16 protein-coding genes are annotated in these 15,246 nt (G+C 69.4%); 6 read left to right on the top strand and 10 right to left on the bottom strand.

The window, feature by feature from the left end; translation table 11 throughout:
• The first annotated feature begins 62 nt into the window (after positions 1 to 62).
• Both ADL12_RS14535 and ADL12_RS14530 read left to right on the top strand, forming a co-directional pair.
• A complete protein-coding gene (locus tag ADL12_RS14535; protein WP_062702351.1) occupies positions 63 to 455 on the top strand; it encodes a hypothetical protein in 393 nt (130 codons plus the stop codon).
• Positions 455 to 2,962 carry a DUF4132 domain-containing protein gene (locus tag ADL12_RS14530; protein WP_062702349.1) on the top strand — a complete coding sequence of 836 codons (2,508 nt, stop codon included), beginning with the start codon at positions 455 to 457 and terminating at the stop codon, positions 2,960 to 2,962. The genes ADL12_RS14535 and ADL12_RS14530 overlap by 1 nt, the downstream gene beginning before the upstream one ends.
• Here the strand turns inward: ADL12_RS14530 and ADL12_RS14525 are convergent.
• The 7 genes from ADL12_RS14525 to ADL12_RS14495 form a co-directional block, all read right to left on the bottom strand.
• Complete coding sequence (locus tag ADL12_RS14525; protein ID WP_062702347.1) at positions 2,957 to 3,730, bottom strand: LamG domain-containing protein; 774 nt, start codon at positions 3,728 to 3,730, stop codon at positions 2,957 to 2,959. The genes ADL12_RS14530 and ADL12_RS14525 overlap by 6 nt on opposite strands.
• 93 nt (positions 3,731 to 3,823) lie before the next feature.
• Positions 3,824 to 4,432, bottom strand: coding sequence for a Uma2 family endonuclease (locus ADL12_RS14520; RefSeq protein ID WP_062702345.1), 609 nt, complete (start codon positions 4,430 to 4,432; stop codon positions 3,824 to 3,826).
• Positions 4,433 to 4,600: 168 nt separating this feature from the next.
• Positions 4,601 to 5,362, bottom strand: a complete 762-nt coding sequence (locus ADL12_RS14515) for a succinate dehydrogenase iron-sulfur subunit (protein ID WP_062702343.1) — start codon at positions 5,360 to 5,362, stop codon at positions 4,601 to 4,603.
• Positions 5,362 to 7,116: a succinate dehydrogenase flavoprotein subunit gene (gene sdhA / locus ADL12_RS14510; protein ID WP_062702340.1), complete on the bottom strand. Its 1,755-nt coding sequence runs from the start codon at positions 7,114 to 7,116 to the stop codon at positions 5,362 to 5,364. Before sdhA ends, ADL12_RS14515 begins: the two co-directional genes overlap by 1 nt.
• Positions 7,117 to 7,140: 24 nt before the next feature.
• Positions 7,141 to 7,623, bottom strand: coding sequence for a succinate dehydrogenase hydrophobic membrane anchor subunit (locus ADL12_RS14505; protein WP_062702338.1), 483 nt, complete (start codon positions 7,621 to 7,623; stop codon positions 7,141 to 7,143).
• Between the two features lie 5 nt (positions 7,624 to 7,628).
• Positions 7,629 to 8,009 carry a succinate dehydrogenase, cytochrome b556 subunit gene (gene sdhC, locus ADL12_RS14500; protein WP_079052045.1) on the bottom strand — a complete coding sequence of 127 codons (381 nt, stop codon included), beginning with the start codon at positions 8,007 to 8,009 and terminating at the stop codon, positions 7,629 to 7,631.
• Positions 8,010 to 8,197: 188 nt separating this feature from the next.
• On the bottom strand, positions 8,198 to 8,773 hold the full coding sequence (locus tag ADL12_RS14495) for a 2-oxo-4-hydroxy-4-carboxy-5-ureidoimidazoline decarboxylase (protein WP_062702334.1): 576 nt from the start codon (positions 8,771 to 8,773) through the stop codon (positions 8,198 to 8,200).
• Between the two features lie 209 nt (positions 8,774 to 8,982).
• Between ADL12_RS14495 and ADL12_RS14490 the strand changes: the two genes are divergently transcribed.
• The 3 genes from ADL12_RS14490 to ADL12_RS14480 all read left to right on the top strand — a co-directional run bounded on the left by ADL12_RS14490 (position 8,983) and on the right by ADL12_RS14480 (position 11,923).
• Positions 8,983 to 10,596, top strand: coding sequence for a beta-N-acetylhexosaminidase (locus ADL12_RS14490; RefSeq protein ID WP_062702525.1), 1,614 nt, complete (start codon positions 8,983 to 8,985; stop codon positions 10,594 to 10,596).
• Positions 10,597 to 10,690: 94 nt separating this feature from the next.
• A complete protein-coding gene (locus tag ADL12_RS14485; protein WP_062702332.1) occupies positions 10,691 to 11,194 on the top strand; it encodes a hypothetical protein in 504 nt (167 codons plus the stop codon).
• A gap of 117 nt (positions 11,195 to 11,311) precedes the next feature.
• A complete protein-coding gene (locus ADL12_RS14480; protein ID WP_062702330.1) occupies positions 11,312 to 11,923 on the top strand; it encodes a hypothetical protein in 612 nt (203 codons plus the stop codon).
• A gap of 16 nt (positions 11,924 to 11,939) precedes the next feature.
• Here ADL12_RS14480 and ADL12_RS14475 read toward each other — a convergent pair whose 3' ends face one another.
• Positions 11,940 to 12,434, bottom strand: coding sequence for a DUF1877 family protein (locus ADL12_RS14475; protein WP_062702328.1), 495 nt, complete (start codon positions 12,432 to 12,434; stop codon positions 11,940 to 11,942).
• 229 nt (positions 12,435 to 12,663) lie between these two features.
• Between ADL12_RS14475 and ADL12_RS14470 the strand changes: the two genes are divergently transcribed.
• Positions 12,664 to 13,014 carry a hypothetical protein gene (locus ADL12_RS14470; protein WP_425265098.1) on the top strand — a complete coding sequence of 117 codons (351 nt, stop codon included), beginning with the start codon at positions 12,664 to 12,666 and terminating at the stop codon, positions 13,012 to 13,014.
• A gap of 184 nt (positions 13,015 to 13,198) precedes the next feature.
• Here ADL12_RS14470 and ADL12_RS14465 read toward each other — a convergent pair whose 3' ends face one another.
• Entirely contained in the window at positions 13,199 to 14,134 is a 936-nt protein-coding gene (locus ADL12_RS14465; protein WP_062702325.1) for a L,D-transpeptidase family protein, read from the bottom strand.
• A gap of 191 nt (positions 14,135 to 14,325) precedes the next feature.
• Positions 14,326 to 14,811, bottom strand: coding sequence for a hypothetical protein (locus tag ADL12_RS14460; protein WP_244187903.1), 486 nt, complete (start codon positions 14,809 to 14,811; stop codon positions 14,326 to 14,328).
• Between the last annotated feature and the right edge of the window lie 435 nt (positions 14,812 to 15,246).

Here is a 15,246-nt window from a genome sequence, read left to right as displayed (position 1 = left end):
AGAATAAGGGGATGATCCGCCGGAACCGGTGATTGTCAGTGGTGGCTCGTACTGTCGGCGGCATGGGAATCGTGACGTTCGTCGACGAGACGACAAGCGGGGGCCGTAGCGACGGCTGGGGGCTCGAGATCGCCGAGGAGCGGCTCACCGTGCGCGAGTTGATCCGGCGCCGGGTGTTCCAGGAGGTTGCCGAGTACAACGCGCGCACGCCGGAGGTCTTCCAGGGACTCGTACAGCCCCAGGACGCGGAGCGCGTGCTGAACGGCTACGCCATTCGTGCGGCCCGCCGGATCGACGCCGAGGCGCAGACCGAGCTCGCCCTCGGGGCCTTCGCCGGCAACGGCTTCCTCGTGCTCGTGGGGGACCGTCAGGTCACCGGTCTCGACGACGAGATAGAGCTCGGGCTCGGCACCGAGATCACGTTCCTCAAGCTCGTACCGCTGGTGGGTGGCTGATGATCGACTCTCCGTCCGCGTACGCGCGGCTGGTCCGCGAGGTCGTCGACCTCGTCCAAGCCGAGGACACCGAACGGCTCGTTCCCGAACTGCTCACCCTCGCCGCGATGACCAACGACCACTGGGGCTGGGAGGGCCGCAAGGTCATCGACGCGGTCCTCGCCGCGGACGACCGGTTCCAGGCGGAGCTCGTGCACCGGCTGGCCGCCCGCTACCACGAGCTGGAACCCGGCACGCCCCCGCGCCGCAGCATCGTGGCCCTGCTCGCCGGCCTTCGCAAGATGCGGCCGGACGCCGTGGGAGAGCCGATCGACACCCGGTCCGCGCTGATCAGCCTGGCCGCGGAGCAGGACGTGCACCACGACACCCGTCTGCTGATCCGGCTCGCGGAACTGGAGCGCGCCGACGGGCGCGAGCTGCCCGGCGAGTTCGTCGCCGTGATCCGCCGCTCGCACCTGACGCTGTGGAACGGCAAGGACGAACTGGGGGCACTGGCCGCGCAGCTCCCCGCACCGGTCGTGAACCCAGGCGAGGCATGGTCCGACCGGGCTCTTGCGGAGTTGTCCGAGGTGTCCGAGGTTTCCGAGCTCGGCGACGACTGGCGGCGGCTGCTCGCCCACGCCGCCACCGCGACGGCGGCCCGCCCCTCCGCGAAGTGGGACAAGGCCGGCCGCGCACTCATCGCGTCGCTCGGCGCCGACGAGGTGCGCGAGCGCCTGCTGACCTGGCTGCGGCTGGTGGGCAGGCCACGCACCCGCCCCCTCCTCAACCAGGCTTACGGTGCGGATCCCAACGCGACCTTCGACGCGTACAACGCCGATGCGCTGCGGGGCCTGGCCTGGCTGCCCTCCCTGCTGCCCCCGCACCCCGAGACCGCCCGCACCCTGGGCGCGCTGGTCGAGACCTCCCTGCGCAAGGTGCCGGGCCTCGGACCGGTGAACCCCAAGGTCGCCAATGCCGGAGTCAACGCCCTGGCCCGCATCGACGGCGAGACGGCCCTCGCCGAACTGGCCCGCCTCGCCACCCGCGTCACCTACAAGGGCACGCTCAAGCTGCTGAACGCCGCCCTGGACGCCCGCGCGAAGGCGATGGGCCTCGGTCGCGAGGAGGTCGAGGAACTGGCCGTACCCGCGTACGGCCTGACAGCGGTGGGCCGCGCGGAGCACCGGCTCGGCGAGGCCACGGCGCTGCTCGACGTGCACGGCCCCAAGGTGGCGTTGAGCTGGCGCAACGCGGCCGGCAAGGCGGTCAGGAGCGTGCCCGCCGCCGTGCGACGCGACCACGCCGAGGAGCTCAAGGAGCTGAAGGCGGCGGCCAAGGACATCGACAAGATGCTCTCGGCCCAGAGCGAGCGCCTGGACCGCCAGTTCCTGGCCCGCCGCACCTGGCCTTATGCCACCTGGCGCGAGCGCTACCTCGATCACCCTCTGGTCGGCACGCTGGCCCGCCGCCTCCTGTGGACGGTCGACGGTACGACGGTCGGGTACGCGGACGGTGAACTGCGTACGTTGGCGGACGCACCGGTGACCGACGGCACGCACGTCGAACCCTGGCACCCGGTCGGCCACGAACCCGCCGAGATCCTCGCCTGGCGCGACTGGCTGGAGCGGCACGGCATCACCCAGCCCTTCAAGCAGGCCCACCGCGAGGTGTACCTGCTCACGGACGCCGAGCGTGCGACGGCGACGTACTCCAACCGCTTCGCCGCGCACATCCTCCGCCAGCACCAGTTCCACTCCCTGGCCGCGGTGCGGGGCTGGCACAACAAGCTGCGCCTGTCCGTCGACGACGAGGCGCCGCCCGCCGTCCGGGAGTTGCCCCAGTGGGGCCTGCGCGCCGAGTACTGGATCGAGGGCGACGGCGGCGAGAACTACGACGACATCACCGAGTCCGGCAGCTTCCTGCGGCTGCGCACCGACCAGGTCCGCTTCTACCCGATCGACGCCCCGCAGAACTCGGCGCACTGCTGCGGCGGCGAGTACCGCATGTGGCTGCGCGACGGCGTGGCTCCGGTCGAGCCACTGCCCCTCACTGACGTCCCGTCCCTGGTCCTGTCGGAAGTCCTGCGTGACATCGACCTGTTCGTCGGCGTGGCAAGCGTCGGCAACGACCCGACCTGGCAGGACGGCGGCCCGGACGGCCGCTTCCGCGAGTACTGGACGTCGTACGGCTTCGGTGAACTGGGTGTCGGCGCGGAAACCCGCCGCGCCCTGCTCGAACGCCTGATACCGAGGCTGGCGATCGCCGACCGCTGCACGATCGAGGGCCGCTTCCTGCACGTGAAGGGCGAACGCCACACGTACAAGATCCACCTCGGCTCGGGCAACATCCTCATGACCCCGAACGACCAGTACCTGTGCATCGTCCCCAAATCCAACCCGGCCGCCCCGCAGACGGGCTACCTGCCGTACGAGGGCGACCGGATGCTGGCGGTGATCCTGAGCAAGGCGATGATGCTGGCCGACGACACGAGGATCACGGACCCGACGATCCTGAGCCAGCTATGAGCAGGACACCCTCCGCGTACTCACCGCGATGTCGTCCATCCGGATGTCGTACGCCGACGGTGTCGGGTCGGCCTGATACAGCTGCCAGCCCAGCTTCAGCTTGTCGAAGGTCGGGAAGGTGAAGGGATCCGCCGTGCCGCCGTGCTGGTTCGTGGAGACCGTGAGGTCGGGCTGCTCGACGCCGTCGAAGTAGACCGTGACGCGGTTGTCGGCGGCGTCCAGGTGGAACTCCACGCACTGCCACTTGCCGGCGGCGGCCGGTGCGGAGGTCTTCCAGGACGTCCAGTCGCCCGTGGGGCCGAGGTCGGAGCCGACGCCCCAGAAGTTGCCGCGGTCGGTGGGGGCGTACTGGCCACCCAGGGGGCGGACCAGTGTGGGGGAGTCAGAACCGGATGCCTCGGCGATCGTCCAGTGGGCCCAGTCGGGGGCCGTCGGGAAGGCGTCGACGCGCAGGCGCAGGCGGGCCCAGTAGCTGTTGCCGGGGGCGGCCAGGTCGGGGAAGACGAGGAAGGCCCGGCCGTTGCCCTCGGTGTGGAGGCGGAGTTCGCGGCCGTAGCCGGTGCTGCTGGGAGCGACGGTCAGGGTGCCGTTGGAGGTGTCGGCGGTCCAGCCGTGTCCTTCGGAGACGGAGCCGAGGGGGAGGCGGTCGAAATTCTCCCGGGCCAGAGTTCCGTAGTACGTGGGGGCTGCGGAGGCAGTGGGGGGTATCGCGAGCAGTGCGGCCGCTGCGGCGGAGAGTGCGGCTGCGGCTTTCCTCAGGAGGGCCATGGGAGCAGTGTGCAACTGGAGTCACACAAGTAACAGGCACCGCAGGGGAGTTGGCTGGAGCAGGTGCGCTGCGTGTCTTGATCCCTTGAGCTCTCAACCCCCGTTCGACTGACCTGCCTTCAGGATCTCCGCCACGTCCAGGGTGACCTTGGCGCCGATGGAGTCGGGGAGGGCGACGATCTCGCCGGGGGCGTGGGGGCGGTGGTTCTCGTACTTGTCCCCGGCGGGGTCTGTGAGGACGTGGAGGCGCTGGTGCTTGCGGTCGACGATGACGTAGACGGGGACCTTGGCGTTGGCGTAGGCGGCGACCTTGGTGCGCAGGTCGGTCCTCCAGTTGCTGGAGGTGACCTCGACAACGAGGCGGAAGACGGCGGGGTCGTAGCAGTTGTTCTCGATGTAGTGGTCATCGATGTCGGCGTCCACGACGCACAGGTCGGGGGTGGCGAAGTCCTCGACGCCATCGGGGAGCCAGATGCTGACGTTCTGAAAGACCTCGGTTTCGCCGTCGTCCAGCCCGGCTGCGCGAAAGGGGCGGGACAGTCGGTCCAGGGCTCGGGCATGGGGAGCATCCGGGGACGGGGTCACGAGGATCTGGCCTCCGATGATCTCGACGCGGTACCCCGGATGGCGCTCCATGATCTCGTCGGCCAGGGCCGTCAGCGGCCGGTCGGGGTACGGCCGCTCGACAGGTGCTGTGGACATCACGTGCCTCCTGTGGGGTGGTGTCGAGAGCATCATCGTAGGCCGGACACCACCCGCACGTCCTTCACGATCACGTTCACTCGAACGTGTCTCCGCACGCCAGAGGGCCCCGCTCCCACCGGAAACGGGGCCCTCACAGCCGTACGCGAAGTCGTACCGAATACGCCCTCAGAACCGGCGCGTGATCAGTGCCTTCTTGACTTCCGCGATCGCCTTCGTGACCTCGATGCCGCGCGGGCAGGCGTCCGTGCAGTTGAAGGTCGTGCGGCAGCGCCAGACGCCGTCCTTGTCGTTGAGGATCTCGAGGCGCTGTTCGCCGGCCTCGTCGCGCGAGTCGAAGATGAAACGGTGCGCGTTGACGATGGCGGCCGGGCCGAAGTACTGGCCGTCGTTCCAGAACACCGGGCACGAGGAGGTGCACGCGGCGCAGAGGATGCACTTCGTGGTGTCGTCGAAGCGCTCGCGGTCCTCGGCGGTCTGGAAGCGCTCGCGCGTCGGCTCGTTCGTGTCCTTCGTGATGAGGAAGGGCATGACGTCCCGGTACGCCTGGAAGAACGGCTCCATGTCGACCACGAGGTCCTTGAGGACCGTCAGGCCCTTGATGGGCTCGACCGTGATCGGCTTCTCGGGGTTGATGTCCTTGATGAGGGTCTTGCAGGCAAGGCGGTTCTTGCCGTTGATCCGCATCGCGTCGGAGCCGCAGATGCCGTGGGCGCAGGAGCGGCGGAAGGTCAGCGTGCCGTCGAGCTCCCACTTGATCTTGTGGAGGCCGTCGAGGACGCGCTCCTTCGGGTCGATCTCCAGCTGGAAGTCTTCCCAGATCGCCTCGGCCGAGATCTCCGGGTTGAAGCGGCGGACCCGGAAGGTGACCGTGATGTAGGGGGACGCGGCGGACTCTGCCTCCACCTTGTCCATAACGGGGGTAGCCATCAGTACTTACGCTCCATCGGCTGGTAGCGGGTCTGGACGACCGGCTTGTAGTCGAGACGGATGGACTCGGCGCCGTCGTCGCCCACCTCGCGGTACGCCATGGTGTGGCGCATGAAGTTGACGTCGTCGCGGTTCGGGTAGTCCTCGCGGTAGTGACCACCGCGGGACTCCTTGCGGGCCAGCGCCGACACCGCCATGACCTCGGCCAGGTCGAGCAGGTTGCCCAGCTCGATGGCCTCCAGCAGGTCGGTGTTGAACCGCTTGCCCTTGTCCTGGATCGAGACGTTCCTGTAGCGCTCGCGCAGCTCCGCGATCTTCTCGACCGCCGTCTTGATCGTCTGCTCGGTGCGGAACACCATGACGTTCGCGTCCATGGTCTCCTGCAGCTCCTTGCGGAGCGTCGCCACCCGCTCGGTGCCGGTGGAGGTGCGCAGCCGCTCCACCTGCTCGACCACGAGCTCCGCCGGGTTCTCCGGGAGCTCGACGTAGTCCGCCCTCTGGCTGTACTCCGCCGCCGCGATGCCGGCCCGCTTGCCGAACACGTTGATGTCCAGGAGCGAGTTCGTGCCCAGGCGGTTGGCGCCGTGGACGGACACGCAGGCGACCTCGCCGGCCGCGTACAGGCCCGGGACCACCGTCGTGTTGTCCGCCAGGACCTCACCCTCGACGTTCGTCGGGATGCCGCCCATGGCGTAGTGCGCGGTCGGCTGGATCGGGATCGGGTCCGTGTACGGCTCGATACCGAGGTACGTCCGCGCGAACTCGGTGATGTCGGGCAGCTTGGCGTCCAGCTGCTCCGGCGGGAGGTGCGTGAGGTCCAGGTAGACGTGGTCGCCCTCGGGACCGCAGCCGCGGCCCTCGCGGATCTCGGTGTAGATGGAGCGCGAGACGACGTCACGGGACGCGAGGTCCTTCATGACCGGCGCGTACTTCTCCATGAAGCGCTCGCCGTCCTTGTTGCGGAGGATGCCGCCCTCACCGCGGGCGCCCTCCGTCAGCAGGATGCCCATGCGCCAGATGCCGGTCGGGTGGAACTGGAAGAACTCCATGTCCTCCAGCGGCAGGCCGCGACGGTAGACCGCCGCCTGGCCGTCGCCCGTCAGCGTGTGCGCGTTCGACGTCACCTTGAAGAACTTGCCGGTGCCGCCGGAGGCGTAGATCACGGCCTTCGCCTGGAAGACGTGGATCTCGCCGGTCGCCAGCTCGTACGCGACGACGCCCGCCGACTTCTTGACGCCGTCGACCTCGGTGATCAGCTGGTCCAGGACGTAGAACTCGTTGAAGAACTCCACGCCGTGCTTGACGCAGTTCTGGTACAGCGTCTGGAGGATCATGTGGCCGGTGCGGTCGGCCGCGTAGCAGGACCGGCGGACCGGGGCCTCACCGTGGTTACGGCTGTGACCGCCGAAGCGGCGCTGGTCGATCGTGCCGTTCGGCGTGCGGTTGAACGGCAGGCCCATCTTCTCCAGGTCGAGGACGGAGTCGATGGCCTCCTTCGCCAGGATCTCGGCGGCGTCCTGGTCGACCAGGTAGTCACCGCCCTTGACCGTGTCGAAGGTGTGCCACTCCCAGTTGTCCTCCTCCACGTTGGCCAGCGCGGCGGCCATACCGCCCTGCGCGGCGCCCGTGTGGGAGCGGGTGGGGTAGAGCTTGGTCAGCACGGCGGTGCGGCTGCGCTTCGTCGACTCGATGGCGGCGCGCATACCGGCGCCACCGGCGCCGACGATGACGGTGTCGTACTTGTGGATCTTCATGGGTGGATTACCTCAGCCCCGTGCCTAGCGGATGTTCGGGTCGAAGGTGAAGATCACCAGCGTGCCCAGCAGGATGGTGAACACCGTGGCGGTGTAGAGCAGGCCCTTGAGCCACAGGCGGGTGTTCGCGCGCTCCGCGTAGTCGTTGATGACCGTGCGCAGGCCGTTGGCGCCGTGCAGCATCGCGAGCCAGAGCATCAGCAGGTCCCAGACCTGCCAGAAGGGGCTCGCCCAGCGGCCCGCCACGAAGGCGAAGCCGATCTTCGACACGCCGCCGTCCAGCACGAGCTGGATCAGCAGGTGGCCGATGACCAGGACCACCAGCACGACGCCGGACAGTCGCATGAAGAGCCAGGCAGCCATCTCGAAGTTGCCCCGCGTGGCCTTCGGGGTCTTCTTGGTGCGCTTGCGCGGGGCCTCGATGAGGGGGGCCGGGTTGTCGACGTTGTAGAGGGACTCGCCCTCGACAGGGCCGATACCGGTCGCGGTCTTCTCAGTGGTGGACATGGGCGTCAGCTCCCGAACAGTTCACGAGCGGCGTGGCCGAGGACGGGGTAGATCGCCCCGAGCATCAGCACGACCCACAGGCCGACGACGGACCACAGCATCTGCTTCTGGTAGCGCGGGCCCTTCGACCAGAAGTCGACGGCGATGACACGCAGGCCGTTGAGCGCGTGGAAGAGGATGGCGGCGACGAGGCCGTACTCCAGCAGCGCGACGATCGGCGTCTTGTACGTGGCTACGACCTTGTCGTAGTCCTCGGGGGAGACACGGACGAGAGCAGTGTCCAGCACGTGAACGAACAGGAAGAAGAAAATGAGGACGCCGGTGACTCGGTGAGCCACCCAGGACCACATTCCTTCCCGGCCGCGGTACAGCGTTCCAGCCGGCACGGAAGTTCCTCCGGGAGCGGGGATTGGGGCCGCGCCGGCTTGTGCTGTCGGTCGGGCCCGGCCGGGTACGGTCCACCGGCCCTCAGCATCGTATCCACGTGTCGCCGCGCGGCTTAGCGGGGGGCTGGGTATGTGATCAAAGTGGCACGCGGATGGGGTATTGGCGGCTAATGGGGTGGGGTGTCCCGTTATTTGCCGGGTGCCGGTTCGTTGTGGCTGGTCGCGCAGTTCCCCGCGCCCCTCAGGTGCGTCAGCAGCCTGCCCCTTGCGAGGCGCCGGAGCTCCTCTGCTGCCACCACGCGTTCTTCCTCCGGATCGTTCGTCAATCGTGACCGGATGCCTGCCAGCACGTGGTCGAGCGCCTCGTTCGGCGCCAAGTGGTCCAGGCAGATGACGAATGCGTGTCCGAACTTGGCCTCGTATGCGGCGTTCGCGGCATCAAGTGCCGTATATGCCGCCCCGTACACACCCTCCGGCAGCGCCGGCAACGTTTCTCCTGCCAGGGCCTCCGCCAGATCGCCCGGCATCAGGTCGTACGCCGCCTCGTCGGACGCGGCGAGCAGGGAGTCGATGTCGGGGTACGGGCGGTGGTCCGCGATGCGGTCGGCCCAGCGGGGGCTGTGGAGGCAGGTCAGGAGCGTTCGCAGGATGTCGTCGTCGGGGGCAGAGTTGAAGGACTCCAGCGCTGTGGGTGACGGTGGAGTTCGGGTCTGCTCGGGCAGCGACGGTATGGCGACTCGGCCAGGAAGGTGTGTGGGCGTCACGTGGGTTTCGGCAGGGGAATCTGGGGCAGGAGTGGCGCCACGTTACCGAGTGTGGACGTGAGGTGTCCGACGGATGCCCGAATTTCAGCCGAACGGGAGAGTTTCGGAACGTGTGGTGGACGCCTGAGGGTGGTCACAGGGCCTAGGTTGGCGCCGTGAGCCAGCACAGGCGCCGGGCACCGGCGAAGAGGGCCGTGAAGCAGACGTGGGTGCTGATCGTCGTGGTGGTCCTCGTGACGGTCGCGGCCGGGGTGAGCCTCGGGCTCCTGGCCACCGGTGACGACGGAGGGCCGGGCGGGTCGCAGCAGGGTCGGTCGGCCGCGGGCACGTCCGAGGCCGCTTCGCCCTCCGCCCCGAGCAGGATGCCGAGCCCGACTCCGACGCCCACCCGGGCGTATCCGGTCTCGAAGGCCCCCCGCACCATCCCGGCCGTGGAGTCCCACACCGCCGCCCGCGGGCCCGGCTGGCGTCCGGCGCGCGGGCAGCGTGTCGTCGTGAGCGACGCAGAGCTTGCCGACGAGGGGCGGATCGTCGCCGGGGAGCTGGGGCTGACGTACGCCGGTGAGAAGGACGATGTGCGGGCCGGGGATCTGAGGCTGGCCCTGAACGACGACGAGGGCGCGGACCCGGAGTCATACACCATGACCGTGCGCGGCGGGCGCGTGACCATCAGCGGGCCGGGCGAGGCGGGGGTCTTCTACGGGACGCGGACGCTCAAGCAGGAGGTGCACGGCGGCGGAACGGCTCCGGAGGGGGTCGTACGGGACGAGCCGGCCAAGCCCGTGCGGGGGTTCATGCTCGACATCGCCCGCAAGCACTTCACCGCCGACTGGATCGAGGATCGGGTGCGGGAGCTGGGGGACCTGAAGTTCAACCAGCTGGGGCTGCACTTCTCCGACGACCAGGGGTTCCGGATCGAGTCCGATTCGCATCCCGAGGTCGTGTCGCAGCAGCATCTGACCAAGGCGCAGGTCAGGAAGATCGTCCAGCTGGCGGCCAGTCGGCACATCACCGTCGTGCCCGAGATCGACTCGCCCGGGCATCTGGGGGCGGTCATCGCCGCGCATCCGCAGTTGCAGTTGCGGAACGTCTCGGGCGTCGCCACGCGCGGAGCGATCGACATCTCCAACCCCGACTCCGCCACGATCGTCGACGACCTGCTCAATGAGTACGCCGGCCTCTTCCCCGGCGGTCAGTGGCATCTCGGCGGGGACGAGTACCAGGCGCTGACCGTGTCCGACCCGGAGGTGACCTACCCGCAGCTCGCCGCCGCCGCGCGGGAGGCCTACGGCTCCGGCGGGACCGTCGCCGACCTGACCACCGGATGGCTCAACGACCGCGCCGACACGGTCCGGGCGCACGACCGGGTTCCCCGCGCCTGGAACGACGGGTTCTTCCGGGGCACGTCCGTCCAGCCGGACAAGGAGATCCAGGTCGCGTACTGGACCGGCAAGGAGATCGGTGCGCGGCTGCCGGTGGAGTATCTGAGGGCCGGGCGTGAGCTGATCAATTACAACGACGAGTTCCTGTACTACGTGCTCGGGCAGCCGCAGACCTTCGTCTATCCCACGGGCGAGCGGATCTACGAGCAGTGGACGCCGCGGGTCGTGCGGGGGACGGTGGCCGTGCCGGCCGGCTACGACGAACAGATCCTGGGAGGGTCCTTCGCGGTGTGGTGCGACCTCGCGAACGCACAGACTCAGGCGCAGGTCGCGGCCGGGATCCGGATGCCGTTGCGGGCGACGGTGCAGAAGCTGTGGGACGCGGGGAAGCCGGAGCTGTCCTGGACGGAGTTCAGGGCGCTCGCCGACCGGCTGAACTGAGCTGAGCTGTGGAATTGGCCCATACGGCTGCGAACCCCCGTACGACTGTGGTGTATTCGGCCCGAGCCGAACCGAGCAGCCAGGGGGAACCGGGATGGGCTACTGGGGGTACTTCGTCGTGGGCCGCGGTGAGCGGCCGCTGGCGGAGCTGGACGCGCTGGCCGGCGCCGAGGGGATGACCCTGCGCGATCAGGCGCCGGGCGGCTGGCAGGTGTGGGAGTACCCGAGCGGGGACGGGGAGGTCGGGAACATGAACGCCCTGGCCGACGAGACCGGGGCGCCCGCGCTCTTCGGGTACGTCATGGACAGCGACTGCGTGGTCGTGGAGGCGGCGGCTCCGGAGAGCGGGGCGTGGACGACCTGTCTGGCGCGGGCCGCCATGGCCGGGTACCTCGGCGCGGGGGACGAGGGGCTCACGGTCGAGGACTACTTCCTCGAACCCGGTGACGCCGCCGAGCGGGCCGTCGCCTGGGCCGCCGAGGCCGGGCACGACGTGAACGCCGAGTCACTGATCGACGTACTCACCGCTGAAGCGGATCCTTTGGCCGAAAACCTCTTCTTCCGGCTGCTCGACCGGCTCGGCGTCGTGCCCCTGTGACACTCACGGGCCGTTGCACGCAGTAAGGGGAGGTGCGGGCTCCGTTAAGGAAGGAGCCTTCCAGGGGCCTGTGCGGGGACCCCGACCCTCATGACTGACCCGCTTAGGGAGGCGTGGATGAGCCTGGTGGAACTGATCGCTCAGGCCGACGAACGCGGACTGGCCGCCAGCGGGTTGGCTTGTTTGGATCGGTGTGTGCCCCTGCTGGGCGGTGACGACGAGGTGCTGCGGCCGCTGTGGGCGAACCTCGCGGCCGGCGGGGACCCGGCCGCGTGGGGTGAACTGCTGGACCAGGTGCGCGCGAAGCTGGGCGTCGCGGAGGCCGTGGACGACGAGGACGTCGAGGACGAGGCCGCGCTGCTCGCCCGGCGGATGCTGGCCGCCGCTCCTGCCGTACGGTCCGCCCCCGAGGCGCGCATATGGGCCGACGCCTGTTCGGTCGCCGCGCTGCAGATCCACCGGCTTCTCGACCCCGCGGCGGACGACGCGTCCTCGGCCGGTGCCCTGCCTCAGGCTCTCAACTCCGTACGAGCAGGTGGGGTTCCCGTCGAGGGCCGTGCGCAGGGCATGTCGCCGCTCGTCGCCGCCGAACTGCGCCGCCAGGTCGGCGTCCTGGAGCTCCTCGCCCAGCACGGTGCGGGCGGGCTGCGGCGGGCGCTGGAGGTGTCGACGGAGGGGCGGCGCGTGCTGCGGGCGGTGGTGTCGCGGCGGGCTCGGGGGAGGGGCTGACCTCCTCGGGCGGCCGTCAGCTCATCAGCCACTTCACCACCGCGTCGCCGTAGTCGGCCGTCTGCGCGTAGAAGGCGGTCAGGTCGCGGTGTGTCGCCGCGTAGAGGCCGCGCATTTCGGGTTCCGCGTCCGGCGCGCCGTACGGCCGCAGCAGTTGCACGCGCGCGTGCCGCCACAGGTCGTCGAAGTCGGCCGCCTTGAGGTAGTCGGCGACCCCGGCCACCTGGGACGCGGTGAGCACCAGGAACGGGGGCAGGGACGAGTGGGTGTGGAACACCGGGCGGCCGCCGAGGACCACACGGGTGCGGGGGCCTTCCGGTGCGTGGTTCGGGGGGATGCCGGAGTAGAGGAGCTCGACCTCGCCGTACAGCTTGTCGAGCACCTCCTCGCGATGCCGGCCGATCCGCTCCCGCACGGTGTCCCAGTCGTCCTCGAAAAGACGCTGGAACCAGGTTGCGCTGTTGCGCAGCGCCGAGGGCGGCACCGCGCGGAGATGGAAGTACATGCTCATCAGTGACTGGAGCGCACGGGAGCGGCGAAGCGTCACTCTCGCGTCAACCCGGGCTGCCGCGTAAACCTGGTTTCTGAGGGAGTCCTGTGCCCGTGCTGGGGTGGAGGTGCGATGGTCCTGCACCGGTCCCGGGCAGCCCGCGGATCCGGGTGACGAAACACTGTTCGGGCACGCTCTCAAGAATGTGACGACTCAGCAGGAAACCAGGCCCCCAGCCGCGACGAAGCCGGTGCGGTGGGCGGCGGACGCCGTGGCGACGATGCGCGAGGGGGCGCGGCTGCGGCTCGACTACTCGGCGCAGAGCCTGTGGCGGGTCGACCGGATGATCGACGGACTGCGCGGCGAGCGGACGCCGTACGCCGCCGTGGAGAACGTGCTGCGCGGTCTCGGTGCGTACGCCGGTGAGGTGATCGCCCGTCAGACCGGCGCCGAGTGGTGGACCTCGGGCGGCGACTTCTGGATCCGCACGCCCGACGGACGGCTGTGGGACCCGATCGACGAGGCCCGGCGGTGTTTCGCGGGCGACGGGTCGCTGCGGCTGCTGTGCCGGGACGCGACGCGTGGGGAGTCGCGGCGGTAGGGCGACGGCATGGGCATGGCTCGGCCGGGACCCTGTGAATGGGTGGGGTCCCGGCCGGGTCAGGGGCTTCTCGGCGGGTTGTGGCGCGTACGCCGGTGAGGTGATCGCCCGTCAGACCGGCGCCGCGTGGTGGACTTCGGGCGGCGACGCCCAGTGGCGGACAGTTCGATGCCTTGGGCTGAGGTCAGCCGATGGCGATGCGGGGATGGGCGGACGGTGTGATCCAGCTCATGATGCGGTCCATGGTGGCCCGGGGTACCGAGACGCAGCCCGCTGTGGCGCCGTTGCCGTTGACGTGGAGGAAGATGCCGGCGCCGCGGCCGGGTGTGGCGGGCCAGCGGTTGAAGTTGATGACGAGTGCCTTGGCGTACTGGGTGGGGTAGTTGATGAGGTGCTCGCTGCCGTGGTCGCCGGACTCGGTGAGCGGGAAGTCCGCGCCCGCTTCGCCGTGCATGGAGTTGTAGAACTTCGACTCGGGGTCCTCCACCCACCAGTCGTCGTCAGTGACCACGTGGTACGGCATCGCGGTGCCGCCTGCCACGTGGCCGAAGCCCTCGGTGATCGTGTAGGTGCCGGAGGGGGTGGTGTAGGTGCCCTGGCGGCGGGTTGCCCCGTCGGTCACGCCGTTGGAGCCGACGCGGCCCGCGGTTGTGCTGAACTGCGCCTTCCAGCCGGAGGAACCCTTGGCCCAGGCGGTGACGGTGGCGTAGGAGCCGCCGGCCTTGACGGTGATCAGCTGGGTGGCATCGCCGGCCTCGACCGGTACCGGGAAGTCGGGCGCGGCAGGGGCGGCGGACACGGTGTCCGCCGTACCGCCGGGCGACGCTCCCGCGTCGCTTGCCGCAGCACTGGTCTCCTTCGCGGCGTCGGATGCGGAGGCGGACGCCGAGGCCGAGGCGGACGCGTGGTCGGAGGCGGGCGGGCCGGCGGACGGGGACACGGAGGCGCTCGGCGACGTGGAGCCGGAGGTGTCGGCAGGGCTCTCCTCCGGCGTTTGCGACACCTCGACCGAGTGCGCGGCAGCCGCCTGTGAGTCGTCCTGCCCACCGCAGGCGGACGTCACTGCCAGAACACCGACGACGGTCGTGGTGATCAGAACTTGGCGGGGGAAGACTTGCACGCTGAGATCCTTACAAATGGGCGTGTTTCGGGGCGTGTTGGGGAGGAGCGGCAGGTGCAGGGGTTGGCCTGGCGGGCAGGGTGACGAAGCGCATGGGCGGTGTGGCACGGCACGGCGGCGGTGCGCCAGGGCGGCTCGACCTGCGCCGACGGTCGGCCGGGTCGCCGGTCGCCGGGTTTCGGGGCGCGATGTCAGCCTTCGGTCACGTCCGGACCGGGCAGGGAGCCCGAGCAGGTGGCACGGCCGAAGGTGCCGGTGGCGGTGGCGCTTTGGACGTGCCGGCCGCGGATGGCGAGGGTGCAGCGGGCCTGGCCGCCCTGTTCGGTGAGGATGATGCTGACGGTCGGGTCCTGGACGAGGGGGACGTCGACGGTCTTGCGCCAGGGCAGGGCGGCCGCCTTGACGACGGTGGCCTGACCGGTTTCGCTGCGGGCCTGGTAGGTGATGTCGGCGGTGCCGGTGCCCGTCACCTCGTAGGTCACCGCGGCGGTGGGAGTGCGGCGTTCCGGCTTCCCGTCATCCTCGCCCCCCGGGTCGAGCACTCCGTAGAGGACGAGGCCGGCGCAGGCGACCAGAGCGGCGCCGGCGATGAGTATCGCGGTGCGATCGCCGGTCGGTTTTCTCGGTCTTTCGACATCCGGTTCCACGGTTTCGGGTTCCCGGGTTTCGGTGCTCATGGGCGATTCCCCCCTCGAAATCAAAAGTGTTCAGGACCGATCCGGGCGGGTTATACACGATCCCCCAGGTCGATTACCAGCGAGCGGAAATATCGGACACCCAGCGGCCTCTTTGATGTCAACTGTCCACGATGTCCACTCGCTTGACATTGCATCAGCGAAACGAATAGAAACTCGGCGCCGCTACCCATGGCCACTGCGTCCGTGCAGGTAGACCCAGGTTCGGGGCGGCATGTTTGGACCAAGACGGACAAGGAAAGGTTTGACGTGAGACCCAGACTGGGCAGGCTTGTGGCGTGCCTTGTGGTGGCTGCGATAACAAGTACCGCGCTACCTCAGGTCGCTTATGCGGCGCCCGCTGATGAGGGTGACGGCAAGGGGATTGTCGACACCGTCAAGGGCTGGTTCGCGGATGACGATGATGATAGCGGCGGA

It is taken from the genome of Streptomyces regalis (genome assembly GCF_001509475.1).
In the GTDB taxonomy this organism is placed as follows: Bacteria; Actinomycetota; Actinomycetes; order Streptomycetales; family Streptomycetaceae; genus Streptomyces; species Streptomyces regalis.
This window is presented reverse-complemented; position numbering and strand designations above follow the sequence as displayed.

Bases quoted from the DNA above. Each gene is read 5' to 3' on its own strand.
- ADL12_RS14535 (WP_062702351.1), top strand. From the start codon at position 63: ATGGGAATCGTGACGTTCGTCGACGAGACGACAAGCGGGGGCCGTAGC.
- ADL12_RS14530 (WP_062702349.1), top strand. From the start codon at position 455: ATGATCGACTCTCCGTCCGCGTACGCGCGGCTGGTCCGCGAGGTCGTC.
- ADL12_RS14525 (WP_062702347.1), bottom strand. From the start codon at position 3,730: ATGGCCCTCCTGAGGAAAGCCGCAGCCGCACTCTCCGCCGCAGCGGCC.
- ADL12_RS14520 (WP_062702345.1), bottom strand. From the start codon at position 4,432: ATGTCCACAGCACCTGTCGAGCGGCCGTACCCCGACCGGCCGCTGACG.
- ADL12_RS14515 (WP_062702343.1), bottom strand. From the start codon at position 5,362: ATGGCTACCCCCGTTATGGACAAGGTGGAGGCAGAGTCCGCCGCGTCC.
- sdhA (WP_062702340.1), bottom strand. From the start codon at position 7,116: ATGAAGATCCACAAGTACGACACCGTCATCGTCGGCGCCGGTGGCGCC.
- ADL12_RS14505 (WP_062702338.1), bottom strand. From the start codon at position 7,623: ATGTCCACCACTGAGAAGACCGCGACCGGTATCGGCCCTGTCGAGGGC.
- ADL12_RS14485 (WP_062702332.1), top strand. From the start codon at position 10,691: ATGGGCTACTGGGGGTACTTCGTCGTGGGCCGCGGTGAGCGGCCGCTG.
- ADL12_RS14480 (WP_062702330.1), top strand. From the start codon at position 11,312: ATGAGCCTGGTGGAACTGATCGCTCAGGCCGACGAACGCGGACTGGCC.
- ADL12_RS14475 (WP_062702328.1), bottom strand. From the start codon at position 12,434: ATGAGCATGTACTTCCATCTCCGCGCGGTGCCGCCCTCGGCGCTGCGC.
- ADL12_RS14460 (WP_244187903.1), bottom strand. From the start codon at position 14,811: ATGAGCACCGAAACCCGGGAACCCGAAACCGTGGAACCGGATGTCGAA.